This window comes from Actinoalloteichus fjordicus (genome assembly GCF_001941625.1).
Lineage (GTDB): Bacteria > Actinomycetota > Actinomycetes > Mycobacteriales > Pseudonocardiaceae > Actinoalloteichus_A > Actinoalloteichus_A fjordicus.
In genome coordinates, this window is sequence record NZ_CP016076.1 from 1,532,065 (window position 1) to 1,555,640 (window position 23,576).

Annotated in this window: 19 protein-coding genes and 1 tRNA gene; 14 read left to right on the top strand and 6 right to left on the bottom strand. The window is 71.9% G+C overall.

From position 1 onward, the window contains the following. Positions 1–111 precede the first annotated feature (111 nt). The 3 genes from UA74_RS07010 (at position 112) to UA74_RS07020 (ending at position 3,520) form a co-directional block, all read left to right on the top strand. A complete protein-coding gene (locus UA74_RS07010; protein WP_075743500.1) occupies positions 112–1,305 on the top strand; it encodes a Glu/Leu/Phe/Val dehydrogenase dimerization domain-containing protein in 1,194 nt (397 codons plus the stop codon). A gap of 43 nt (positions 1,306–1,348) precedes the next feature. Next, positions 1,349–1,774, top strand: a complete 426-nt coding sequence (locus tag UA74_RS07015) for an ectoine synthase (protein ID WP_075743501.1) — start codon at positions 1,349–1,351, stop codon at positions 1,772–1,774. 657 nt (positions 1,775–2,431) lie between these two features. After that, entirely contained in the window at positions 2,432–3,520 is a 1,089-nt protein-coding gene (locus UA74_RS07020; protein ID WP_075739555.1) for an amidohydrolase family protein, read from the top strand. 339 nt (positions 3,521–3,859) lie between these two features. Here the strand turns inward: UA74_RS07020 and UA74_RS07025 are convergent. After that, positions 3,860–3,932 (bottom strand) — tRNA-Arg (locus UA74_RS07025). Positions 3,933–4,332: 400 nt separating this feature from the next. Between UA74_RS07025 and UA74_RS07035 the strand changes: the two genes are divergently transcribed. Beyond that, entirely contained in the window at positions 4,333–5,265 is a 933-nt protein-coding gene (locus UA74_RS07035; RefSeq protein WP_075743502.1) for a cation diffusion facilitator family transporter, read from the top strand. Between the two features lie 72 nt (positions 5,266–5,337). Here UA74_RS07035 and sigJ read toward each other — a convergent pair whose 3' ends face one another. The 4 genes from sigJ to UA74_RS07060 all read right to left on the bottom strand — a co-directional run bounded on the left by sigJ (position 5,338) and on the right by UA74_RS07060 (position 9,985). Next, a complete protein-coding gene (sigJ, locus tag UA74_RS07040; RefSeq protein WP_075739557.1) occupies positions 5,338–6,270 on the bottom strand; it encodes an RNA polymerase sigma factor SigJ in 933 nt (310 codons plus the stop codon). 260 nt (positions 6,271–6,530) lie between these two features. Beyond that, positions 6,531–7,589, bottom strand: a complete 1,059-nt coding sequence (locus UA74_RS07050) for an NAD(P)/FAD-dependent oxidoreductase (RefSeq protein WP_075739559.1) — start codon at positions 7,587–7,589, stop codon at positions 6,531–6,533. A 615-nt stretch (positions 7,590–8,204) separates the two neighbouring features. Beyond that, entirely contained in the window at positions 8,205–9,092 is an 888-nt protein-coding gene (locus UA74_RS07055; RefSeq protein WP_318533291.1) for a DUF305 domain-containing protein, read from the bottom strand. A 14-nt stretch (positions 9,093–9,106) separates the two neighbouring features. Next, positions 9,107–9,985 (bottom strand): DUF3105 domain-containing protein, encoded by an 879-nt coding sequence (locus UA74_RS07060; protein ID WP_404799963.1) that lies wholly within the window; start codon positions 9,983–9,985, stop codon positions 9,107–9,109. Positions 9,986–10,255: 270 nt separating this feature from the next. On the opposite strand from UA74_RS07060, the gene UA74_RS07065 reads away from it, so the two are divergent. From UA74_RS07065 to rho, 6 genes are all read left to right on the top strand, one after another. Continuing rightward, positions 10,256–11,200: a DALR anticodon-binding domain-containing protein gene (locus tag UA74_RS07065; protein ID WP_075739561.1), complete on the top strand. Its 945-nt coding sequence runs from the start codon at positions 10,256–10,258 to the stop codon at positions 11,198–11,200. Positions 11,201–11,202: 2 nt separating this feature from the next. After that, entirely contained in the window at positions 11,203–12,624 is a 1,422-nt protein-coding gene (lysA, locus tag UA74_RS07070) for a diaminopimelate decarboxylase (RefSeq protein ID WP_075739562.1), read from the top strand. A gap of 1 nt (position 12,625) precedes the next feature. Further along, positions 12,626–13,933, top strand: a complete 1,308-nt coding sequence (locus tag UA74_RS07075) for a homoserine dehydrogenase (protein ID WP_257787502.1) — start codon at positions 12,626–12,628, stop codon at positions 13,931–13,933. Between the two features lie 29 nt (positions 13,934–13,962). Then, positions 13,963–15,039, top strand: coding sequence for a threonine synthase (gene thrC, locus UA74_RS07080; protein WP_075743505.1), 1,077 nt, complete (start codon positions 13,963–13,965; stop codon positions 15,037–15,039). Further along, complete coding sequence (thrB, locus tag UA74_RS07085) at positions 15,036–15,914, top strand: homoserine kinase (protein WP_075739563.1); 879 nt, start codon at positions 15,036–15,038, stop codon at positions 15,912–15,914. The genes thrC and thrB overlap by 4 nt, the downstream gene beginning before the upstream one ends. A 478-nt stretch (positions 15,915–16,392) precedes the next feature. Beyond that, positions 16,393–18,435: a transcription termination factor Rho gene (gene rho / locus UA74_RS07090; RefSeq protein ID WP_075739564.1), complete on the top strand. Its 2,043-nt coding sequence runs from the start codon at positions 16,393–16,395 to the stop codon at positions 18,433–18,435. A gap of 217 nt (positions 18,436–18,652) precedes the next feature. Here rho and UA74_RS07095 read toward each other — a convergent pair whose 3' ends face one another. Then, the gene (locus tag UA74_RS07095; protein WP_157434041.1) at positions 18,653–19,006 is read right to left on the bottom strand and encodes a hypothetical protein; all 354 of its coding nucleotides are present in this window, start codon (positions 19,004–19,006) and stop codon (positions 18,653–18,655) included. 269 nt (positions 19,007–19,275) lie between these two features. Between UA74_RS07095 and rpmE the strand changes: the two genes are divergently transcribed. The 4 genes from rpmE to UA74_RS07125 all read left to right on the top strand — a co-directional run bounded on the left by rpmE (position 19,276) and on the right by UA74_RS07125 (position 23,498). Beyond that, complete coding sequence (gene rpmE, locus UA74_RS07100; protein WP_075739566.1) at positions 19,276–19,488, top strand: 50S ribosomal protein L31; 213 nt, start codon at positions 19,276–19,278, stop codon at positions 19,486–19,488. Positions 19,489–19,573: 85 nt separating this feature from the next. Continuing rightward, positions 19,574–20,650 (top strand): peptide chain release factor 1, encoded by a 1,077-nt coding sequence (gene prfA, locus UA74_RS07105; RefSeq protein WP_075739567.1) that lies wholly within the window; start codon positions 19,574–19,576, stop codon positions 20,648–20,650. Between the two features lie 343 nt (positions 20,651–20,993). Then, the gene (gene prmC / locus UA74_RS07115; protein WP_075739569.1) at positions 20,994–21,866 is read left to right on the top strand and encodes a peptide chain release factor N(5)-glutamine methyltransferase; all 873 of its coding nucleotides are present in this window, start codon (positions 20,994–20,996) and stop codon (positions 21,864–21,866) included. A 984-nt stretch (positions 21,867–22,850) separates the two neighbouring features. Beyond that, a complete protein-coding gene (locus UA74_RS07125) occupies positions 22,851–23,498 on the top strand; it encodes an L-threonylcarbamoyladenylate synthase (RefSeq protein WP_075739571.1) in 648 nt (215 codons plus the stop codon). Positions 23,499–23,576: the final 78 nt, after the last annotated feature.

Below are 23,576 nucleotides of genomic sequence, written 5' to 3' on the forward strand. Positions count from 1 at the left end.
CGGCGTGCGGCGGCGCGGATGGCGCCGCCGGTGCACGCATCCCTCATCGGCCTCAGCCGGACGCCCGACGGCGTTCGGCGGCTGCACGGCACACGGGAGGAGGTTCGGCTGGTGGCTCTCATCGACGACGACCCGCTGGTTCGGGTGACATGGACAGACCGCGATACCGGGGTTCGCGGATACCTGGTGGTGCACACGCTGGTGTCCGGCCTGGCCACCGGCGGCACCAGGATGCGCGCGGGCTGCACCCTGTCCGAGGTGGAGGACCTGGCCAGGGGCATGGCGATCAAGGCCGCGGTGTTCGACCTGCCGGTGGGCGGTGCGAAGGGCGGGATCGACTGCGACCCGAAGGACCCCAGGGCCAAGGGCGTGCTGCGCCGTTTCGTCCAGGCCATGCGCCCCTGGCTCGACGACCACTGGGTCACTGCGGAGGACCTCGGCGTCCCGCAGCACCTGATCGACGAGGTGTTCGGCGAGGTCGGGCTGGACCAGTCCTATCACGCCGCGATCCGCCGGTCCGCCAATCCCGAGCTGACCCTGCGCCGGGTCCGGGCGGGACTGAACTCGCCGGTGCCGGGCGGCTATCTGCTCGGCGACGTGGTGGGCGGTTACGGCGTCGCGCAGAGCTGTCTCGGCGTGGCGGCGGCGCGCGGCTGGCACAACTCCGACACGACGGTGGCCGTCCAGGGCGTGGGAACGATGGGCGGCGGTGCCGCCTGGTACCTGCACGAGGCCGGAATGCGGGTCGTGATGGTCGCCGACGCGGTCGGGGCGCTGCTCGACCCGGCCGGGCTGGACGTCCCCGCCCTGCTCGACGCCCGCGACCGCTTCGGCGAGATCGACCGGACCAAGGTGCCCGAGAGCGTGACCCGGCTTCCGAGGGAGGCCGTGTTGAGCGCCGAGGTCGACCTGCTCGTCCCGGCGGCCGTGTCCTACGCCATCACCGAGGAGACGGCCGACGCGGTGGCCGCCGGGGTCGTCGTGGAGGCGGCCAACGTCGCCACCACGCCCGCCGCCGAGCACAGGCTCACCGAGCGGGGCATCCCCGTCATGCCGGACTTCGTGGCGAACGCCGGTGCGGCGGCCTGGGCGTGGTGGCTGCTCCTTGGGCGAGTGGACGCGGACGCCGCGTTGTCGTTCTCGGTGCTGCGACAGGAGATGCTTGCCAGGATCGCCCCGTTGGTGGCCGACTGGGATCACGGCCGGGTGCCGCCGAGGGTCACGGCGCTGGCGCTGGCCGACCTGCAGGTGGAGCGGCACCGGGCTGCCGAGGCCGACGGGCTGCGGCTGGTGACGATCCCGTGAGACGACCGGCGGACGAGTCCGGTGGACGAGAGTGGAGGCAGTCGTGATCGTGCGTTCCGTGGCCGAGATCGAGGACGGCGACCGAGACGTCAAGACGCCGAACTGGCGGAGCAAGCGCATCGTGCTGGCCAAGGAGGGCGTGGGCTTCTCGGTCCACGAGACCACGCTGTATCCGGGGACGGTGAACGACTTCTGGTACGCGAACCACATCGAGGCCGTGTTCGTTGTCGAAGGCGAGGGCGAACTGCTCGACAAGGAGACCGGCATCGTCCACCAGTTGGCCCCGGGCACGCTCTATCTGCTGGACGGCAACGAACGCCATCAGCTTCGTCCGACGACGTTGATGCGCACGGTCTGCGTGTTCAACCCGCCGGTGACCGGTGCCGAGGTCCATGACGAGAACGGGGTCTACCCGTTGATCGTCGAGGAGGTTCGCGACCCGGCGGACGAACCGGCCGCGGCGGGCTGATCGCTGGCGGGCCGGCCGAGGCGGGGCTGACCGCAGGCGGGCGACCGCCCGCCGCCGAGACCGGTTCGTCGGCGCGTCGCCCCGGCCGGGTGCCTGACGAGACGGCCTCGGCTCCGCATCCACCACCGGCTCAGCCGGTGCAGGGCTCCTGCCGAAGAGCGGCCGCCGTTCGTCGACGTCCACGTCACGAACGGCGGCCGCCTGGCGGAGGTCCGTCGCCAGGGCGGCCTGCTCCATCGAGGCGCCGGATCGCGGACCGGGGCTACCCGGCTCGTCGTCGACCAGCCCGTCCCCGGCTGGATCGCCTGCCGATCGGCGCACGGCTCGCGCCGGGGGTCGCCACCCGCAGGATGTCGACCTCGCTGCGGATGCCGCCGCCCACCGACACCTCGGCCGCCGCCCGCATCGTCGCGACGACATCAAGGCACCGCCTCGGCAGATCGACCCGGTGCAGGCCGGCTCGGCAATGCCCATCGGGAGACCGTCCTGTTCCCGGGTTCCCGGGTTCCCGGGTTCCCGGGTTCGCGGTCGGGTGCGGGGCGGTGTACCACCTCGCCTCGTCGGGGCATCCGCGCCGGAACGGGCGGCATGGGAGCACCCCCGGCGGGAGACGACCCTTATGTCACGCTTGCCGACGATGCACGCGGCGAGAGGACGATGGTGACGAGCACGGGGCATCTCTCTGCGGACACGGCGGCGCTGCATCTGCGCGCCCGCCTGCTCCCGGAAGACCGGGAGACCGATCTGTGGATCGACAACGGGGCGATCAGCCGGGAGCCGGTCGACGACGCTCGGACGGTCGCCACAGGCGGCTGGATGCTCCCCGCGCTCATGGACTCCCACCTCCACATCGGGGTGGCCGAGGTCGGCGGGCCCTTGGACCTCGACGTGCTCGAGCGTGACCTGCAAGAGCTGGCCAGGACGGGCGTCGGCGCCGTCCGGGTGCTGGGGAGCCCGCAGCCGCTTCCCGCCGACGCACTCGCGAGGCCCGGCGGTCCGCTGGTCCTCACGGCCGGGGTGCCGGTCGCCGCACCGGATCGCTTCATACCCGGCTGGGGACGCCGTGTCTCCGACGAGGAACTGCCTGCCGCGTGCGTCGCCGAGGCGGGCCACGGCTGGAGCAAGATCATCGCTGACTGGTTCGACGACGAGGGAGGGTACGGACCGACCTTCTCGGCGACGGCGCTGACGGCAGCCGTCGTCGCCGTCCACGGTCGAGGAGCACGGGTCGCGGTGCATGCCCAGAGCGCCGCAGCCGGCCGCGACGCCGTGGACGCCGGGGCCGACACGATCGAGCACGGAATGCATCTCCCGTGGTCGGTCCTGCCCGATCTGGCGGCACGCGGCGGGGCGCTCGTGCCGACCGGCGGCGTCTTCGCCGCCTTGGCCTCGGCGATGACCGACGACGCCGTCCCCTCGGCGATGCGGCGCTGGTACGCCGATGGCTTCGCCGCACATCCCGGTCTCGTCCGCCGGGCGCGGGAGGAGGGCGTCACCGTGCTCGCGGGCACCGACCTGCCGGTCGGGGCGCTCGTCGACGAGATCCGCTGGCTGATCGAGGCGGGACTGCCGGTGGCGGACGCCATCGGTGCCGCGTCCTGGACCGCGCGCGAGGTGTTCGATCTTCCCCGGCTGCGTGCCGGGGATCGTGCCGACCTCATCTGGCTGGAGCATGATCCCCGCGAGGACGTCGAACTCCTGCGGACCCCGACGAGGGTGATCCTCGGCGGGCGCGAGATTCGCTGAGTCCGCCGGGCCGCGTCGGTCTCAGGCCTGCGAGCCGATCCCGCGTGGGTGCCGCGTCGCGAGCGACGGCAGGCGAGGCCGCCCGCGCCGTGCGTTCTGGCGCCGGTCGAGCCGCCGCCTTGATCGGCGCCCACCCTGCCGACCTGCTGCGACGAGATCTGCTCTGCCGTCGCGCACCCGGCCGTCCGGCGGGCCGCAGGCGACACGCCCGGCGAGCAGGCGGCCGATCGGATCGTCGGGCAGACGACCTGCTTGAGCCCCGAGGATTCGCAGCGAACACGACAAAGGCCCGCGAGCGTGACTTCGCTGCTCGCGGGCCTTCATCGGATGTGACGAGTGTGCCGTCGGCAGGATTCGAACCTGCGACACCTGCCTCCGGAGGGCAGTGCTCTATCCCCTGAGCTACGACGGCGTGTCGCCGTGGCGACGGGAGTAATCCTAGCGCACGCCGACAGGCGATTTTCCCGGGCCCATGGTCGACGGGGCGGGTCGATGATCGCGCTGGTCAGTGCCGGTCGGACGGCTTCGGCGGCGGCCGCGCTGCGCCGGCGGGCGGAGACGGCCGGTTCGCGGAGTCGGCGTCCTCGTCGATCGCGGCGGCCTGCTCGTGGGCGCTGATCTCGGCGAGGGTGCCGAGTCGCCCCCTGGTCGGTGACGAGGGGCGGCGCCGCTGCCGTCGGGCTGCGATCGAGTCGCCGAGTGAGCGCCCGCCCACCCGTGGCGCCCGGCCGCATCGGTCCACGGACTGGGAGTCGAATCGAGGATCTTTGCATTCATGCGCATGTCACTATATGTTCTGGGCGGAGGTGGTCATGGGACACGGTCACGGGCACGGAGTGCCGGCAGTCAGCGCATCGGGACGGCAGATGAAACGGCTCGCCCTGGCGTTCTTCGTCCTGCTCGTCTTCCTCGTCGTCGAGGTGGTGGTGGGCCTGGCGACGTCCTCGTTGGCGCTGCTCTCCGACGCGGGCCACATGCTCACCGACGTCCTGGGCATCGGGATGGCGCTGGCCGCGATCGCGGCATCGCGAGCCTCGGCACGCAAGGCCGCAGGCTCCTCCCGCACCTTCGGGCTCTATCGGCTGGAGGTGCTCGCCGCGTTGGCGAACGCCGTCCTGCTGCTGGTCGTCGCCTGTTTCATCCTCGTGGAGGCCGTCGGTCGCTTCGCCGATCCGCCGGAGGTGGCGGGCGGCCCCGTGATGATGGCGGCGGGCGCCGGACTCGTCGCCAACCTGATCGCCTTCCAGCTCCTGCGCTCGGGGGCATCGGAGAGCATCAACATGCGGGGCGCCTACCTCGAGGTCCTCGCGGACACGGTCGCCTCCATCGGCGTCCTCCTCGGCGGCGCGGTGACGGTGCTCTTCGGCTGGGCGCTGGCCGACCCGATCGTGGCCATCGGGATCGCGCTCTTCGTCGTGCCCCGCACGCTGCGGCTGGCCGCCCAGGCGCTGCGCATCCTCGTCCAGCAGGCTCCGGAGGGCCTCGACGTCGCCGAGTTGACGCGGCGGCTGAAGGACCTGCCGGGGGTCGCCGAAGTGCACGACCTGCACGTCTGGACGCTCACCTCCGGGATGGAGGTGCTCGCCGCCCATCTGATCGTGGCGGAGGGCACGGCGGGCTCCGATCCCGACGCCGTGCTGACCTCGGCACAGCGGATGCTGGCCGAGACGTATCGGATCGAGCACGCCACCCTGCAGATCGAGTCCACCGCCAGCGCCGTCCGCTGCCAGGAACTGACCTGGTAGCCGCCCGCCGAGGCCGAAGCCAGGAATCGCCGCCCGGCTTCGGCCGTCGGTCATGGACCGAGGAGAGCGCCGTCAGCTCTCCTGCCGGGTTCTCCCCGGTCGCAGAATCGAGTTGAGGTCGGCGACCGGCCCGAGGTGCGCCAGCTTGTCGGGGTTGGCGATCGAGCGGATGCCGGTGATCTGCCCGTCGGCGATGTCGAGCGCCCAGACCCCGAGCAGTTCCCGCCCCCGGTGCAGCCGGGCGCCCGCCCCGCCGTTCACCTCGACGGGGTGCAGGGACACCTCGGGAATCAGGGCACCCAGCCGGCCCCAGTTGACCACCAGCGTGCGTGCGACGCGGGCGCGTCCACGCAACGACCGCGCGAGGCTCGGGACCTTGCCGCCGCCGTCGCCCGTCAGCTCCACGTCGTGAGCCAGCAACGTCTCCAGGCCTGCGAGGTCGCCCTGTTCGACCGCCGCGAAGAATCGTCGGGCCAGTTCCTCGCGCTGCTCCCGCGTCGGCTGGAACCGAGGACTGCGCTGCCGGACGTGGCGCCTGGCGCGGCTGGCGAGCTGCCGCACGTTGCCCTCGCTCTTCCCGACGATCACCGCGATCTCCGGGTAGCCGTAGCCGAACACGTCGTGCAGCAGCAGCACGGCGCGCTGCTCCGGGGAGAGACTCTCCAACAGCACCAGCAGGGCCAGCGACAGGGAGTCGGCCGTCTCGGCGTGCCGAGCCGGGTCGTCCCGGCCGTCGGTGATGATCGGCTCTGGCAGCCATTCGCCGACATAGCGCTCCCGACGGGCCCGCGCCGAGCGCAGCTCGTTGATCGCCAGCCGGGTGGTCACGGTCGCCACGAAGGCCCGAGGCACCGCGATCGACTCGCCCCCCTCCAGCGCCTGATGCACCCGCAGCAGCGCCTCCTGCACCACGTCTTCAGCCTCGGAGACGCTGCCGAGCATCCGGTAGGCGATCGCGAATGCGCCGGGCCGCAGCTCGTCGAGCAGTCGCTCGTGATCGGTCATGCCGTGACCTCCTGCTCACTGTTCGACGAGTCGGCCGGACCGGCGGGCCTGGGCAGGATCGCCTGCCGCGCCGCACCGCGCGCGGCGGCAGAGCGGCCCTCGGTGACCGGCCGCCGTCGGAACCTCGGCACACGCGGCGCTCGCGCGGTGCCGAGCCGTCGGATCTGATGCCGCAGCCGCTTCCCGGCCAGACGATGCCCCGCGATCACCGGTCGCGGCCCTCGCTCGTCCGGCATCGGCTGCCGTCGGTCGCCGCCCATTCAGGAGCCGATCCCCGCGCGGGCCGAGAACTTCGCGCCTCGAGTCCCCATCTCCTTGATCACCACGGCGGGACCCCCGGCGACATAGGCGCGCAAGAGAGTGTCGTCGCGCCGGGTGAACTGGCCGACCGCGTCCTTCCGGCCCAGGGAGACGCCCCGCCCGAGGTAGCGCGCCGAGTACGGAGCGGGCGCGCGCCCGCCTGCCAGGAGCGCCACGGTGTCGGCCGCGTGCGCACCCTGCGGTCCGGCGACCTGACAGGCCATCCGGCCGCCCGTCGCCGCCGCGCAGTCGCCCACCACGAGAATCCGCTCGTCGGTGACGCTGCGCAGGGACTCGTCCACGATCGCCCGGCCCGATTCGTCGACCGCGAGACCGCTGCGGGCCGCCAGATCGGGTACGCCGCTCACGATCGCCCACAGGGTCAGATCGGCGGCGAAGGTCTCGCCCGACCGCAGGTGCACGACGCCGTCGGTCACCTTCGTGACCTCGTCGTCCACGATCTCGACGGTCAGCCGCTCCAGTCCGGCACGGACTCGTGCTTGCGGCCCTGGCGAGAAGGACCCGGCGACCGACGACCCGACGAGCCGCACCCGGAGATCAGGCCGCGCGGCCGCGATCTCCGCCGCCGTCTCGATGCCCGTCGGGCCGCCGCCGACCACCGCGACCGTGCTGCCGGCGCCCAGCGTGGCCAGCGCCTCACGTGCCCGCTCCGCCCCCTCCCAGGTACCGACCGGAACCGTTCCCGGCAACGGCTGCACCGTGCTGCCGACGGCGAGGACCGCGTAGTCGTAGTCGAGACTCCTGCCGTCATCGAGGGTCACGCTGCCTGCACCGACCTTGTCGACCGCGCCGACCAGCGACGTGATCCCCGTCCGGAGCATCGTCGTCAGGGGCGTCGCGGCGGCGGCCGTCCCCGCGACCCGCTGATGAAGCCGGACTCGCTCGACGAAGTCAGGTCGAGGGTTGATCACCGTGACCTCGGCCTTCGGCAGCTTCTTGGCCAGCCGGTTCGCCGCAGCCGTGCCCGAGTAGCCCGCACCGATCACCACGATCTTCATCCTGGTCTCCTAGGGAGGCGACGACCGCCTCGTCGGGGAATGTCTGCACCCTTCTTGACAGGACGGCGAGCCCGGCTGTGACAGCTCTGGGTCCGCGGATACGAGAGACGGCTGTGGAGCGGATGCCGGGGACCCGGTGGCAGCGGTCGCGGGAGGGTCGGCGCGCGTCCGGAGTCGAGGAGATCGGCGGAGACCCGGGTGCGGGTGAACACGAGGGCACCGACGGCCGGTGCAGGCGCGATGCCAGGTCGCGAGCGCAGGCGCGCCCGGCGCGGCAGCGACCGGCCCGGCGGAGGCGTTCCCAGGCCTTCTCGGTCTCACGAAGCGAGGCCGGGCGCCGACGGAAGGTCGGCGGTCGGCGGCCTCGGCGGGCCGCTGCGGCCGCTCGCGCCGCTCAGGCCCGCCGCCGTCGAACCGGCAGGCCGCTGAGTCCGAGCCCGTGCGTCGAGCCTCCGCCGGGGCGAAGCGCGGCGTGTGGTCGACGGGTGGGGTGGCCGGCCACACCACACGGCAGACCGCACGATTCACGGCCCGCGAGGCGGCAGGGGTTCGACGAGGACGGTCCGCCCGACGCCTGGCCGCGTCACCGTCTGTGAACAGCGGGACGCGGTCGGCTCAGCCTTCGAAGGGCAGCGGTTCGGCCCCGAGTTCGGCCAGCATGCCGACCATCTTCTGCGTCTCCGCCGTCTGATGGTTCAGGATGTTGCTTGCCAGATTGCGCACCTGGGGTATCGCGGCCCGTTCGGCAGCATAGGCCGCCATCTCCACGCCGCCCTCGTGGTGCCGCAGCATCAGCTGGAGGAAGTAGACGTCCAGTTCGGCGCCGCGCAGTGAGCGCAGGCGCTCCAGCTCGTCCGGGCTCGCCATGCCCGGCATCGCCTGTTCGGCCGAGGCCCCTGCGTCACCGCCGTGTCCGTGGCCCGCGTCGTCGCGCATCCAGGCCATGTAGCCCTCGGTGGGGGTCAACGGTCGGTCCCACAGGTTGAGCCAGCCCTGCATCCAGCCGATCTGCGTCCGCTGATTGGTGTCGATGTCGAAGGCGAGCGTGTCGATGCCGATGTCCTCGCCGTTGACGCGGTACAGGGTCGCCATCGTGGTGGCCTGGCGATGGTGCACCGTCATGTCCTGGGCGAAGCCGACGTCCACCGAGTTCTCCGGCGGCGCCGCGCTGTTCCCCGAGCCGGGCAGGCCGATGAGCATGCCCGCTGCGGCACCGAGCAGCAGCAGGGTGAGCACCGCCGCCGAAGCGACGAGGACACGCACCCAGTTCGTCGAGGAGGCGGATTCCCCCGTGTCCTCCCCTGCCTGCCCGGTCTCGGCCGGTCCGGTGTCCTCGGCGCCCGCTCCTACGGACTCGGTGCCCGCAGCGGCCGCGGCGGCACCGACACCCGCCTGCGCGTCGGACTCGCCGACGGCTGCGGAACCGGTCGACTCGGGGTCGGTCGTCCGCCGAGATCCGGTCTCGGCGGACGACTCGTCACCCTCTGGGATGCGTTCGGTCACGGTGCGGACGGCCCTCAGTCGCTGCTGGAGCCGTCGCCGGCAGGCTCCTCGGCGTCCTCGGGCTGATCGCCCTCGGTCTCCTCGGCGTCGGCACCGTTCTCACCGTCCTGCGCGGGCGCGTCCGGGTCCACCGGAGCGTCCGGGTCGACGGGGGCGTTCGGGTCGATGTCGCCCATGTCCTGGTCGCCCTCGCCGGTGAAGCCGCCGAAGTCCTCGGGGTTGCCGTTCATCGGCATCGAGTCGGGGCCGGGCTCGCTCGCGTCGAAGGCGGGCGGGGCGTCGATGTCGAAGGCGCCGGGGTTGGCCTGGCAGGTCGCGCCGACCTCCGGGTACGTGTAGGCGTTGAGCTGCAGCGCCATGATGAACTGATCGATCCGCTCGTCCTCGGCGTCGTCCAGCTTGAGCTGGTGGCCCCACGCCTGGAGGGAGATCGGGCTGTCGAGGTCCGGGTACGGCGACAGCATCATCGCGGGCTGGTTCTCGACCCGGTCGACGAGCAGGTCGAGCTGCTCGCCCTCCACCTGGTCAGGGTTGTAGGCGATCCACACCGCGCCGTGCTCGAGCGAGTGGACCATGTGCTCGGTGCGCACGGCCTCCTCGTAGACGACCCCGTCGCAGCCCGCCCAGATCTGGTCGTGCGGTCCGCCGAAGGGCGGCGACGACTCGTAGGCGACGCGCTGGGGCGAGAGCACGTGCTGCTGTGCCTCGAACTCCTCCACCACGATGCCCTCGATGTCGGTGGACGGATCTTGATTCTCCGCCGTCGGGGTGAACGCCCGGATGTCCGCCGTGGCGTCGTACCGGTTGTAGACGTAGAAGAAGACACCCGCCGCGAAGACGACGACGGCGAAGACCGCTGCCACGGTGCCCCACGGCCGCTGCTTCTGGGTCACCACTGCTGCTCGGGCGTTTCGTAGTGCCTTCGCACTCTTTCCGCTGGCCATCCCTGCCGGACCTCGTCTCCGTACCGCGCACAATGCTGACGTTGCCGGGCGCCAGTGTAGGGATGTCTCGTCAGCACAGAGTCAGCTAGATGGACCAATGCCGTCGGCGGGAGCGATCTGCGTCACGCGGGGCGGGGACTCCTCCTGCGCCCATCCCACGGACTGGGAGCAGGGTAAGGGCATGATGAGCAGGGAATACCCGACTCTAGAATCCACCAGGTGAGCGCCGAGGAGCTGGCCGAGCTGGTCCGGGTCGTCGCGGCGGACGTGCTGTCCGACCGGGGCCTGGACGTCTCGCTGCTGCCCGCTCCGGTCGTGGTCCGCCGCCGAGACGCCGTGTCGGACACGGACGGCGAGTACGCGACCACGTTCGCGTTGCGCGCGGCCGGTCCGGTGGGGCTGCCTGCCCGCGAACTCGCCGGACTGCTCGCGGACGGACTCGCCCGGGCACCGGGCGTGCGCGGGGCGGCCGCCGCTGGTCCCGGCTTCGTGAACATCGCCATCGAGCAGCCGACCGGCCCCGACGTGCTGCATCACGTCCTGCTGGCGGGCGCCGGGCACGGTCTTCCCGCCGACGGCGGTCTCGACCTCGACGCCCATGCCGACACCGTGCGCGTCGTGGATCAGGCGGGCGTGTCGGTGGGCGCGGCCGAGCGCTCGACGATGGTCGGCGCGGCCGCCGCCCGGTACCTGGTCGCGCGGGCTCGGCCGCACACCTCGGTGCGGTTCGACCCCGAGCGATGGCGTGGCCGCACCGACCGGAATCCACTCTTTCGGGTGCAGTATGCCCACGCGCGGCTGACGATGCTGCTGCGCGGCGCGGCCCTGCTGGGCGTCGCCCTGCCCGGCTCGGCCGAGCGGGCCGCCGGGCACGCCGAGCACGCCGACGGTCGGCCGGAGGACGTCACCCTCACCCGTAGGCTGAGCGAGTTCCCCTCGGTCGTGGCCGATGCCCTGCCTGCCCGACCCGACCGGGTGGCCCGATACCTGGAGGACCTGGCCGACGACGTCCGACGCCTCGCCGACGCCGGGCGACTGCTGCCCAGCGGCGACGAGCGGCCCTCGGCAGAGCACGCCGCCTGCGCGCTGCTCTGCGCGGCGAGTCGCCAGGTGCTGAACAACGGTCTTGCCCTCTTGCGCATGAGCGCTCCGGAACGGATGTGATGATGCGAGCGCACCCCGCTGGCCCCCGGCACGCCGACGTGCTGCTTCCCACGAACACGGCGGGCCCCCGCCCCGAGGGGAACACGCAGCTCGACGAGCTGCACCCCCTGGTGTGGCCGCGTCACGCGGCACGAGGGGCCGACGGCGCCGTGCGGTTCGCGGGCGTGGACGTCCGCGACCTCGTCGCCCGGCACGGCACCCCGCTGTTCGTGATGGACGAGGCCGACTTCCGGTCTCGCTGCGCCGAGTACGCCTCGGCGTTCGGCGACGCGACACTCGTGCACTACGCCTCCAAGGCCTTCCTCTCCACCACCGTCGCCCGCTGGGTCGACGAGGAGGGGCTCAGCCTCGACGTGTGCAGCGGCGGAGAACTGGCCGTCGCCCTGCGCGCCGACTTCCCGGCGGAGCGGATCGCCCTGCACGGCAACAACAAGTCCGTCGCGGAGCTGGAGGCGGCGGTCCGCGCGGGCGTCGGCGTCGTCGTGGTCGACTCCTTCCACGAGATCGTCCGACTTCAGGAGATCGCCCGTCGGCTCGGTCGCGTCCAGCCGGTCATGGTGCGGGTCACCGTCGGCGTCGAGGCGCACACCCACGAGTTCATCGCCACCGCCCACGAGGACCAGAAGTTCGGCTTCTCGGTGGCGGCGGGCCATGCGGCGGAGGCGGTGCGCCGCATCCTCAAGGGCGACACGCTTCGACTAATCGGACTGCACAGTCACATCGGCTCGCAGATCTTCGACGTCGCGGGCTTCGAGGTGGCCGCCCATCGGGTGGTGGGCCTGCTCGCCGACCTGGTGGCCGAGCACGGCGCGGCGGCACTGGCCTCGGTGGAGACCATCGACCTCGGCGGCGGGCTCGGCATCGCCTACACCGTCGACGACGACCCGCCGCCCATCGCCGAGGTGGCTCGTCAGCTACGGGACATCGTCGCGCGGGAGTGCGTCCAGGCAGGCCTGCGGGTGCCCAAGATCGCGGTGGAGCCGGGGCGGGCCATCGTCGGGCCGGGCACCGTGACGGTCTACGAGGTCGGCACGATCAAGGACGTCGAGCTGGGACACGACACCCGCAGGCGGTACGTGAGCGTCGACGGCGGGATGAGCGACAACATCCGTACCGCCCTCTACGACGCGGTCTACGACTGCAGGCTGGTCTCGCGCGGCGCGGAGGGCCCCGGCACGCTCTGCCGGGTGGTCGGCAAGCACTGCGAGTCCGGCGACGTGGTGGTCCGCGACTGCTGGCTGCCCGACGACCTCGCCCCCGGCGACCTGATCGCGCTGGGTGCCACCGGCGCGTACTGCTATGTGATGGCCAACGGCTACAACCGGGTGCTTCGTCCGCCGGTGGTCGCCGTGCTCGACGGCACCGACCGGGTGCTGTTGCGTCGGGAGACCGAGGACGATCTGCTGCGGCTGGAGGTGTCCTGACGTGCACGATCAGAACGGTGCTCCGATCACCATCGCGATGCTGGGCTGCGGAACGGTGGGCAGCGAGGTCGTCAGGCTGCTGGCCGACCAGGCGGCGGACCTGACGGCGCGGGTGGGCCGACCGCTGGTGGTGACCGGCGTCGCGGTGCGCAGGCCGCACCGGCATCCCGACGTCGCCCCCGAACTGCTGACGACCGACGCCGAGGCGCTGGTGGACAGCGGTCCCGACCTGGTCGTGGAGGTCATCGGCGGGATCGAGCCCGCCCGCAGCCTCCTGCTGCGGGCGCTGAAGGCGGGCACCTCGGTGGTCACCGCGAACAAGGCGCTGCTCGCCGAGCACGGGCCCGAGCTGTATGCGGCGGCCGACGCCTCCGGCGCCGACCTCTACTTCGAGGCCTCGGTGGCCGGGGCGATCCCGCTGCTGCGCCCGCTGCGCGAGTCGCTGGCGGGCGATCGGATCGCCAGGGTGATGGGCATCGTCAACGGCACCACCAACTACGTGCTCTCCGCCATGGACGCCACCGGCGCGGGCTATGCCGAGACGCTCGACGAGGCGGGTCGGCTCGGCTACGCCGAGGCGGACCCGACCGCCGACGTCGACGGGTTCGACGCGGCGGCGAAGGCCGCGATCCTGGCGTCCCTCGCCTTCCACACCCGAGTGCGAGCCGAGGACGTGCACCGGGAGGGCATCAGCGGGCTCAGCGCCGCCGACGTCGCTGCGGCGCGGACGCTGGGTCGCACGGTGAAACTGCTGGCCATCTGCGAACGAGTGGTCGACAGCACGGGCACCGAGTCGGTCTCGGTGCGCGTGCACCCGGCGATGATCCCTCGGGACCACCCGCTCGCCTCGGTCGGCGGCGCGTTCAACGCGGTCTTCGTCGAGGCGGACGCGGCCGGACAGCTCATGTTCTACGGGCAGGGCGCTGGCGGCGCGCAGACCGCCAGCGCGGTGCTCGGCGACGTGGTCGCGGTGGCCCGCAATCGGGTGGCGGGCGGTCGAGGCCCCCGCGAGTCGGCCTATGCGGACCTGCCGGTACGGCCGATGGGGCAGACGCCGACGAGATACCACGTCAGCCTGGACGTGGCGGACAAGACCGGGGTGCTCTCGCAGGTCGCGACGGTCTTCGCCGAGCACGAGGTCAGCATCGCCGTCGTGCGGCAGGAGGGCCGTAGCGACGATGCCAGCCTGGTGCTCGTGACGCACACCGCGAGCGACGCGGCCCTGCGGTCGACAGTGGACAAGCTTGCCGGTCTCCCCGCCGTGCGCGAGGTGGTCAGCGTGATGCGAGTGGAGGGTGAGGAAGCGTGAGCGGCAACGACGCCTCGGTGGTCGATCCCGTGGCGGCCCGGCAGTCTGCGCGATCGGGCTGGCCCGGAGTGATCGAGGCCTACCGGGACCGCGTCTCGATCCCGGCGGGTGCGCGGGCGGTGACCCTGCACGAGGGTGGGACGCCGCTGCTGCCCGCGCCGTACCTGAGCGAGCGCTCCGGCGCGACGGTCTACCTGAAGGTCGAGGGGGCCAACCCCACCGGCTCCTTCAAGGACCGAGGCATGACGGTGGCGATGACCCACGCGCTGCACGAGGGCAGCAAGGCGGTGATCTGCGCCTCCACCGGGAACACCTCGGCCTCGGCCGCCGCCTACTCCGCCCGGGCGGGCCTGACCTGCGCGGTGCTGGTCCCCAGCGGCAAGATCGCCCTGGGCAAGATGGCGCAGGCCGTCGCCTACGGCGCCCGCATCCTCCAGGTGGACGGCAACTTCGACGACTGTCTTGAGCTCGCGCGCAAGACCTCCTCCGAGCATCCGATCACGCTGGTCAACTCCGTGAACCCGGTGCGGATCGAGGGCCAGAAGACGGCGGCCTTCGAGATCTGCGACGAGCTGGGGCGCGCCCCCGACCTGCACTTCCTGCCCGTGGGCAACGCGGGCAACATCACGGCCTACTGGCGGGGATACGCCGAGTACGCCGAGGACGGCGTCGTGGACTCCACGCCGAGGATGTTCGGCTTCCAGGCGGCGGGCGCGGCCCCGCTGGTCTCTGGCGAGCCGGTCGCCAGGCCCGAGACCATCGCCACCGCCATCCGGGTGGGCAGCCCGGCGTCGTGGGCGGGCGCGGTGGCGGCGCGGGATGCCTCGAACGGCCGGTTCGGCGCGGTGACCGACGAGCAGATCCTGGAGGCGTATCACCTGCTGGCGCGGCGGGAGGGCGTCTTCGTGGAGCCCGCCTCGGCGGCAGGGGTGGCGGGGCTGTTCGCCAGCGTGGCCGAGGGGCGCGTGCCGCCCGGCTCGGTCGTCGTGTGCACGGTGACCGGACACGGACTGAAGGACCCGGACACGGCCCTGGGCACGCCGGTGCGGGTCGAGCCCCTGCCGGTGGACCCGGCGGCCGTGGCGAGGGCCTTGGAGCTGGTGTGACGCGCCTGCGGGTCACGGTGCCCGCCTCGACTGCCAACCTCGGGTCCGGCTTCGACGCGCTGGGGCTGGCCCTGGACTGGCATGACGTCGTGACGGTCGAGACGGCACCCGCCGGTCTGGTGATCGAGGTCGAGGGGGCCGGGGCGGGCGAGGTGCCCACCGATGACGGTCACCTGCTGTTCCGGGCGTTACGCGCTGCGGTGGAGGCGGCGGGCGAGTCGGTGCCCGGCCTGGTCATCCGCTGTGCCAACACGATCCCGCACTCCAGGGGGCTGGGTTCGTCGGCCGCTGCGGTGGTGGCCGGGGTGGCGGCGGGCTGTGCGCTGGTCGGCCGACCATTGGACGAGCGGGCGCTCGACCTGGCCGCCCGCTTCGAGGGACATGCCGACAACGCTGCGGCGAGCCTGTTCGGCGGGCTGGTGGTCGCGTGGCGCGACGGGGACACGGGGCCGTTCCGGGCTGCGCGGCTGGAGCCGCACGACACCCTGAGTCCTGTCGTCCTGGTGCCTGCGACCGAGTCGACGACGGCGGTGACGCGGGGTCTGCTCCCGGAGCGAGTGCCGCTGTCGGACGCCGCCTTCGCGCTGGGTCGTGCCGCCCTGGCGGTCACGGCGCTGACCAGCAGACCGGACCTGCTGCTGCCCGCCATCGACGACCGCCTGCACCAGCCCTATCGGGCTGCGGCCTGGCCTGCCACGATGGCCGTGGTGACGGCGCTGCGAGCGGCGGGGGTGCCCGCCGCCGTCTCGGGTGCGGGGCCGTCGGTGCTCGCGTTTCCCGAGGCGGGTGTGCTGCCGGAGTCGGTCGAGGTCGCAGGCTTTGCGGTGCACCCGGTGGCGGTCGATCCGACCGGGGTCCGGGTCGTGATCGAATGACCCGGCAGCCGGCCCCCGACCAGGACGGACTCCGACGTGCCGTAGGGTTGGGGACACTACGGGGGGACACGCTGGCGGTTCCGTTGTTGCATGTGGTTGGTCAGCGGTCTACCCTCGAAGGAGATCAGTCACCGGGCGCACGGGCGCCGGTGCAGTGCCCGAGTCATCAGTATTCGGGCCGCATCTCTCACCTCACGCTGGTCTCTTCACTCTTCATACGAGGTCAACGCTGGTGAGTACCCGAACGCCCTGGTGGCAGAGGGAGCCCGCGAAAGCGGTCCCGTCGTCCTCGTGGATACGGGGTGTCAGCGTCAGGAATCGCCGGTAGCGAGCGAGCAGGGTGCGCGTAGGTACGGAACCTCCAGGGCAGGTCGCTGTCAGGAATCTTCGCCTTCGCCCACACTGTCGCCCTGCATCCGCAGTGCGACAGGTCCGCTGGCCCGCGTAGAGAGGCGCGGACCGGTCAGGAAGGACATTAGTGAGCAACACCGAATTGTTGAGCGGCGAGGCGGCCACCGCCGGATCAGCCGCGGGCCAGACAGAGACGGGTGAGCCGAGTTCACGCCAGGACGTCGCAGGTCAGGGGGATGTCGTGACTCAGTCGAATGGCACGCCTGCCCGTCGTAGGGGCGGCCTGTCCGGGATGGTGCTGGCCGAGCTGCGCCAGCTCGCGGGCGAGCTGGGCATCTCCGACACGACCGGAATGCGCAAGGGGGATCTGATCGCCGCAATCCGGGAACGCCAGGGCGGTTCCACTCGGCGGACTTCCGCGCCGCAGGCCGAGGCGCCTGCGCAGTTGGCGGTCGAGATCCCGGAGAAGCCTGCCACTCCCAAGGCAGAGACTCCGCAGCCGACCAAGACCGAGGACGCCCCTGCCCAGTCCGGCGGAGAGGCCGAGGAGGAGGGCGGTCGTCGCGGGCGCCGTCGTCGCTCGTCGACCCGCTCGGCAGGCAGCCAGGAGCAGACCGACGGTCGAGGCGACCGTTCCACGGGCGAGGACCGTGCCGAGCGCAACGGTCGCGACGACCGTGGCGGCGAGCGCCAGGAGCGCGGCGAGGGCCGAGGCCGTGGCGAGCGTCAGGAGCGCGGCGAGGGCCGCGACCGCGGTGAGGGTCGGGACCGTGGCGAGGGCCGCGAGCGCGGCGAGAACCGGGACCGTGGCGAGCGTCAGGAGCGCGGCGAGGGCCGCGACCGTGGCGAGGGCCGGGACCGTGGCGAGCCGAGGGACTCGCGGGACAACCGCGACGACGACGATGACGAGGCAGGCGGCGGCAGGCGGCGCGGCAGGCGCTTCCGCGACCGCAGGCGTGGCCGCACCCGCACCGAGGGTGGCAGCGGCGGCGGCGGCGGTGTCGCGAACGAGCCCGAGGTCCGCGAGGACGACGTGCTGCTCCCGGTCGCCGGAATCCTGGACGTGCTGGAGAACTACGCGTTCGTCCGCACCTCGGGATACCTGGCCGGATCGAACGACGTCTACGTCTCGCTGTCGCTGGTGCGCAAGTACGGCCTGCGTCGCGGTGACGCGATCACCGGCGCGGTGCGCCAGCCGCGCGACAACGAGCAGCAGCGGCAGAAGTTCAACCCGATGGTCCGGGTCGACACGATCAACGGCCTGGAGCCGGACGCGGTCCGCAACCGGCCCGAGTTCACCAAGATGACGCCGCTGTACCCGAACGAGCGGCTGCGGCTGGAGACTGAGCCGCACGTGCTCACGACTCGGGTGATCGACCTGGTGATGCCGGTCGGCAAGGGCCAGCGGGCGCTCATCGTCTCGCCGCCCAAGGCGGGTAAGACGATGGTGCTTCAGGCCATCGCGAACGCCATCACCACGAACAACCCCGAATGCCATCTGATGGTCGTGCTCGTCGACGAGCGGCCTGAAGAGGTCACCGACATGCAGCGCTCGGTCAAGGGCGAGGTCATCGCGGCCACGTTCGACCGGCCGCCCGCAGACCAGACCACCGTCGCGGAGCTGGCGATCGAGCGGGCCAAGCGGCTGGTGGAGCTGGGCTTCGACGTCGTCGTGCTGCTGGACTCGATCACCCGACTGGGCCGGGCCTACAACCTGGCCGCGCCCGCCTCGGGCCGGATCCTCTCCGGTGGTGTCGACTCCACCGCGCTGTACCCGCCCAAGCGGTTCCTGGGTGCGGCGCGCAACATCGAGAACGGCGGCTCGCTCACCATCTTCGCCACCGCTCTCGTGGAGACGGGATCGACCGGTGACACGGTGATCTTCGAGGAGTTCAAGGGCACCGGCAACGCCGAGCTGAAGCTCGACCGCAAGCTCGCCGACAAGCGGACCTTCCCGGCCGTGGACGTCGACGCGTCGAGCACGCGGAAGGAGGAGCTGCTGCTCTCGCCGGACGAGCTGGCCGTGACGCACAAGCTGCGTCGGGTGCTGGCCGCGCTGGACGACCAGCAGGCGCTCGACCTGGTGCTCACGCAGCTCCGCAAGACCCGTACCAACATCGAGTTCCTCATGCAGGTGGCCAAGAGCACACCGGGCAACGGCGATCAGTGATCGCCTGCCGCTAGCCGAGCAGGCCCGGTCTCGACAACGAGGCCGGGCCGTCTCGTTCACCGCCCCCGCAGGCCGAGGCCGGACCCCGGTCCGTGGCCTTCGTCTCGATGACGAGCGGCGGAGCAGGCCTGACGGGGCGCGCTTCGGCGGATCGGCTGCCGCCTGACCTGCCAGGCCGTCGAGATGCCTGCGATCGGGTTCCGCGCGGGCCGTCCGATCAGCGACACCCGACCCGGAAGGCACCCCAGCAGCCCGCCCCGACCAGCCCGATCGCCAGCGCGATCGGCACGGGCAGCTCGATGCCGTCGATCATCAACGCGGGCAGCAGCAGTACTCCGACGTACGCCCACCCCGCCCAGCGCAGAGCACGGATGCCGTGCCAGTCGACGTCGACGCTGGTCACCATGGCTATCGCGGCCGCAGACCCGAACAGGATCGGGCTGGACAGGGCGACGTCGGTGCCTGCGACCGCGCAGATCGCTCCGGCCAGTCCGACGACCGTCGCCAAGAACAGCGGCGGCAGGAGAAGCCACGACCGCACGGTCACCAGATCGGCCACGCGACACAACACCGAGACAGGATGCTGGTTCGATCTCGAATCCGCATGCCTGGCGGCGCCGAGTCTCGGCGGGCGGTCGTCCTCGCGCGTTGGATGGCACCCGTGGCGACCAGGGACGCCGGGATCGCGGAACAAGTCCGCATCTGATGGCGTTGCAGGGGGCGGTCGGCACATCTGGCAGACTGAACAGTCGAGTCCGGCACCGGTTCACCCCTGGTCGAGAAGGCTGTGCGCGAAGCGCCGCAGCGGGGACCCGGCGGCCACGATGAAAGGGACAAGACGTGAAGAGCGGCATCCACCCCGAGTACTCCACCACCCAGGTCAACTGTGGTTGTGGGAACAGCTTCACCACGCGGAGCAGCAGCACCAACAACTCGATCACCGTCGAGGTCTGCTCCAACTGCCACCCGTTCTACACGGGCAAGCAGAAGATCCTGGACACCGGCGGCCGCGTCGCCCGGTTCGAGGCTCGTTACGGAAAGCGCGCCAAGTAGCCGCTCCTTCGGCGCCCGCACCGCTGCCTGAAGCAGTGGTCGGGCGCCGTTGTCGTGTCGGCTGCCCAACGAAAGGGATCGGTGGATGGACACCTCGGCGCTGGAGGCCTTGTCCTTCGAGTTCGGCGACCTGGAGGAGCGGCTCGCCGACCCTGCGGTGCATTCCGATCACGCCCTGCTGCGCAGGCTGAGCAGACGACATGCCGAACTCGCTCCGGTGATCCGCACGGCACGTGAGCTGGAGCAGACCCGCGTCGATCTGACGGCCGCCCGCGAACTGATCCTCGAGGACCCGGCGTTCGCCGCCGAAGCCGAGGAGCTGGCCGCCCGCATCCCGATCCTGGCCGAACGCCTCACCGAGCTGCTGCTGCCGCGCGACCCGCACGACGCCTCCGACATCGTCCTGGAGATCAAAGCGGGGGAGGGCGGCGAGGAGTCGGCGCTCTTCGCCGCCGACCTGCTGCGCATGTATCAGCGCTACGCCGAACGCCAGGGCTGGCGGACCGACGTGCTCGACGCCAACATCTCCGACCTCGGCGGCTACAAGGACGTCACGGTCACGGTGAAGGGCGGGAGCACCGGCCCGGACGGCGTCTGGTCGCGACTGAAGTTCGAGGGCGGGGTGCACCGGGTCCAGCGGGTGCCCGTGACCGAGTCGCAGGGGCGGATCCACACCTCGGCCGCCGGGGTCCTGGTCTTCCCCGAGGTCGAGGACATCGAGATCGACATCGAGGAGAAGGATCTGCGGATCGACGTGTTCCGGGCCTCCGGCCACGGGGGGCAGAGCGTGAACACCACCGACTCGGCGGTGCGGATCACCCACCTGCCGACCGGACTGGTCGCCTCGTGTCAGAACGAGCGCAGTCAGCTGCAGAACAGGGCTCGCGCGCTGCACGTGCTGCGGGCCCGCCTGCTCGCGTTGGCCGAGGAGGAGGCCGCCGCCTCCGCGTCGGCGGCTCGGCGCAGCCAGGTCCGCACGGTGGACCGCTCGGAGCGGGTGCGCACCTACAACTTCCCCGAGAACCGGATCTCCGATCACCGGGTGGGATTCAAGGCACACAATCTCGATCAGGTGCTGGCGGGGGAGCTGGACCAGGTGCTGGACGCCCTCGGCGAGGCTGATCGCCGAGAGCGGATGGAACAGGCGGGGCAGGCTCGCTGACCCGGCCACGCCGTTGATTCCTGAGCTGTCGACGCCCTGCCACCGGCTTCGTCGCCTGCCCGGATCGCGGCGGCCCGACGGATGGCCTGCCTGAACGGAAGGGGGCGAGACGTTCATCGACGTGCGGGCCGGGCACGACCCGATGTCGGCGACGAGAGGGCGCCGCATCGTCGCGCCGCCACCGGCCGCCGCCACCGACCCGCATCACCGCGCCGAGCCCCGCTCGATCCGCTTCCGAACGACCGGATGGAATCGCGAGTTCCTCGACTGCTTCGCGGGCCGGCCTGCTCGTCGGGAGACGAGTGAGATGCGTGACGGCCACGACATGGCAAGCTGACGGACTGTGAGCAGACAGCCGTTGCGGATGGCGTTGATGGAGGCCGAGCGGATTCTCCGAGCGGCGGGGGTGGGCAGCCCGCGAACCGACGCGGAACTGTTGGCCTCGGAGGTGCTGGGCGTGTCGCGAGGCAGGCTGGCGTTGGTGACCCTGGTCGACGAGGACGTGATCGAGAACCTGCACGAACTCGTCCGCAGGCGGGCGGAGCGCATCCCGCTCCAGCATCTCCTCGGCTGGGCCCCGGCGGGCGCGATCACCGTGAGTGTCGGGCCGGGCGTCTTCATTCCCCGCCCGGAGACGGAGCTGCTGCTCGAATGGGGGCTCGCCGCGCTGGCCGGGGTCAGCAGGCCGGTCGTGGTCGATCTGTGCACCGGTTCCGGCGTACTGGCGCTCGGCGTGGCGAACGCCCGGCCCGATGCGATCGTGCACGCGGTGGAGCGGGAGCCGCGCGCGTTGGCCTGGGTGCGCAAGAACGCCGATGCGCGGGCCGCCGAGGGGGACACCCCGATCCGGCTCCACGCGGGCGACGTGACCGACCGCGCGACGCTGGCCGATCTGGACGGAACGGTCGACCTGGTGTTGTGCAACCCGCCGTACGTGCCGCTGGCGGCCCAGGTCGAGCCGGAGGTCTCCGAGCACGATCCCTTCGAGGCGGTGTTCGGCGGCCCGGACGGGCTGGACGTGATCCGGCCGGTCGTGAGTACGGCCGCGCGGCTGCTGCGGCCGGGCGGGGGAGTGGCGATCGAGCACGACGACACCCATGGCGAGTCCGTTCCCGCGCTGCTCGCGGCGCGCAAGGTGCTCACCGACGTCGCCGCCCACTCGGATCTCGCCGGGCGACCGCGCTTCGCCACGGCCCGCCGCACCGGCACGCGGTGATCGATCTCGACGGTTCTTCGCGCCTCGATCTTGCCCTGGTCCGCCCGTCTTCGATACCCTGACCGGCTCTGCGCAGTCGGGGCCGGGCCCGAGGAGACGGCTCTGGCGGGTGGGTCGGGCGGTGGTGCCGCTCGATCGGACATCGAACGCGACGTCCGATCGTGGCGGAGCCGACGGATGCGCAGCAGGCGATGACTCAGTAGAAGACCGCACGACAGCCGAAAGGAGCGTGACGCCGTGCGATGCCATACCTGGCCGCCCGCCTGGAGACTCCGGGAGCACGGGCGGCGGGTCTGAGAAAGAACGAGATGTCCCGTTCGGACAGGACGAAACCGATGTGGGTGCGCTGCATCGAGCACGCCGCCCCTCCGATTCATGATCACCGCTTCGGCACCTGTGACCTCCCGCCACGTCCGACGCGGGAGGAGACCGACACCCGTTGCCGATGGGAGACCGACAGCTTCTCGCCGTTCGGCCGCACGTGTTGTTCCGGTTGTCCGCATCGCTTCTGCCGCAATGAGCGACAGCGGATGAACAAGACCGCCAACCGCGATGAACGCCGAGCAGGCAGGCGTGCGGCACGCCGCTTCCTCCGGGGCGGGGACGACGACTGAGTCTTACCCGCATCGCAGACGTCCGAGACCGAGACGGACCCGCCGCCCCCGGGCAGCGTGTTCGGCCCGCCTCGGTCTCGGACGTCACCTCGTCCGCACCCGTCGGCTGCCGCTCTCCGGTGAGCCCGTGCGGCGGGCCGCAGGCGAGTCGGTTCACCGCGGCCGACCCCGGCGATCGCGGGATTCACGAACCGGCGACCCGCACCTGACTCCGGCCTCCGCGGACACGCGCTGCGCACCGTCGACGCCCGACTCGCCGCGCTGCCGGACCCGTTCCCCACACCGGACTCACGCCGGCCCCGCGCCGCGCCGAACCCCTTCGCTCCGGCCCCCTGACCGCGCCCGGACCGGTGAGTGCCAGGATCGTCCGGTGAGCATCAGCTACGACTGCAACAGCTCGGACACCCGGCAGGCAGGGCTGGCCGCCGCCGCCGACGCGGTGCGCGCCGGTCAACTGGTGGTGCTGCCCACCGACACGCTCTACGGCATCGGCTGCGACGCCTTCGACGCGGACGCCGTGCGCTCCCTGCTCAGTACGAAGGGCCGGGGCCCGGACATGCCCGTCCCGGTGCTGGTCGGCTCCTGGTCGACCATCGACGGCCTCGTGCTGACCGTTCCGCGCTCGGCCCGCACCCTGATCGAGGCCTTCTGGCCCGGCGGGTTGTCGCTGGTGTTGCCGCACGCGCCGTCACTGGCCTGGGACCTGGGCCGGACTCGCGGCACGGTGATGCTGCGGATGCCGCTGCACCCGGTCGCGCTCGAACTGCTTCGCGACGTCGGCCCGATGGCCGTCTCCAGCGCGAACCGCTCGGGTCGCCCGCCCGCGACGACGGCGGAGGCCGCCCGCGATCAGCTCGGCGACGACGTCCGGGTCTATCTCGACGGCGGAGCGGCCGAGCACGCGGTCGCCTCCACGATCGTCGATCTCACCGGCGGATCGCCGAGGGTGCTGCGGGAGGGCGCCGTCTCGACGGCGGAGATCTCCGAGGCACTCGGCGTCGACATCGCGGTCGAATGATCTTGAACGGCCGGTTTCCCCAGCGCCGGCCGCTCCGAGTAGCGTTGCCGAAGCATTCGCACGTCGTTGAGCCAGGCG

What these genes read in the sequence shown, in the direction of transcription:
- UA74_RS07020 (WP_075739555.1), top strand. Translation starts at nt 2,432, where the DNA reads ATGGTGACGAGCACGGGGCATCTCTCTGCGGACACGGCGGCGCTGCAT.
- UA74_RS07035 (WP_075743502.1), top strand. Translation starts at nt 4,333, where the DNA reads ATGGGACACGGTCACGGGCACGGAGTGCCGGCAGTCAGCGCATCGGGA.
- sigJ (WP_075739557.1), bottom strand. Translation starts at nt 6,270, where the DNA reads ATGACCGATCACGAGCGACTGCTCGACGAGCTGCGGCCCGGCGCATTC.
- UA74_RS07050 (WP_075739559.1), bottom strand. Translation starts at nt 7,589, where the DNA reads ATGAAGATCGTGGTGATCGGTGCGGGCTACTCGGGCACGGCTGCGGCG.
- lysA (WP_075739562.1), top strand. Translation starts at nt 11,203, where the DNA reads ATGCGAGCGCACCCCGCTGGCCCCCGGCACGCCGACGTGCTGCTTCCC.
- prfA (WP_075739567.1), top strand. Translation starts at nt 19,574, where the DNA reads ATGGACACCTCGGCGCTGGAGGCCTTGTCCTTCGAGTTCGGCGACCTG.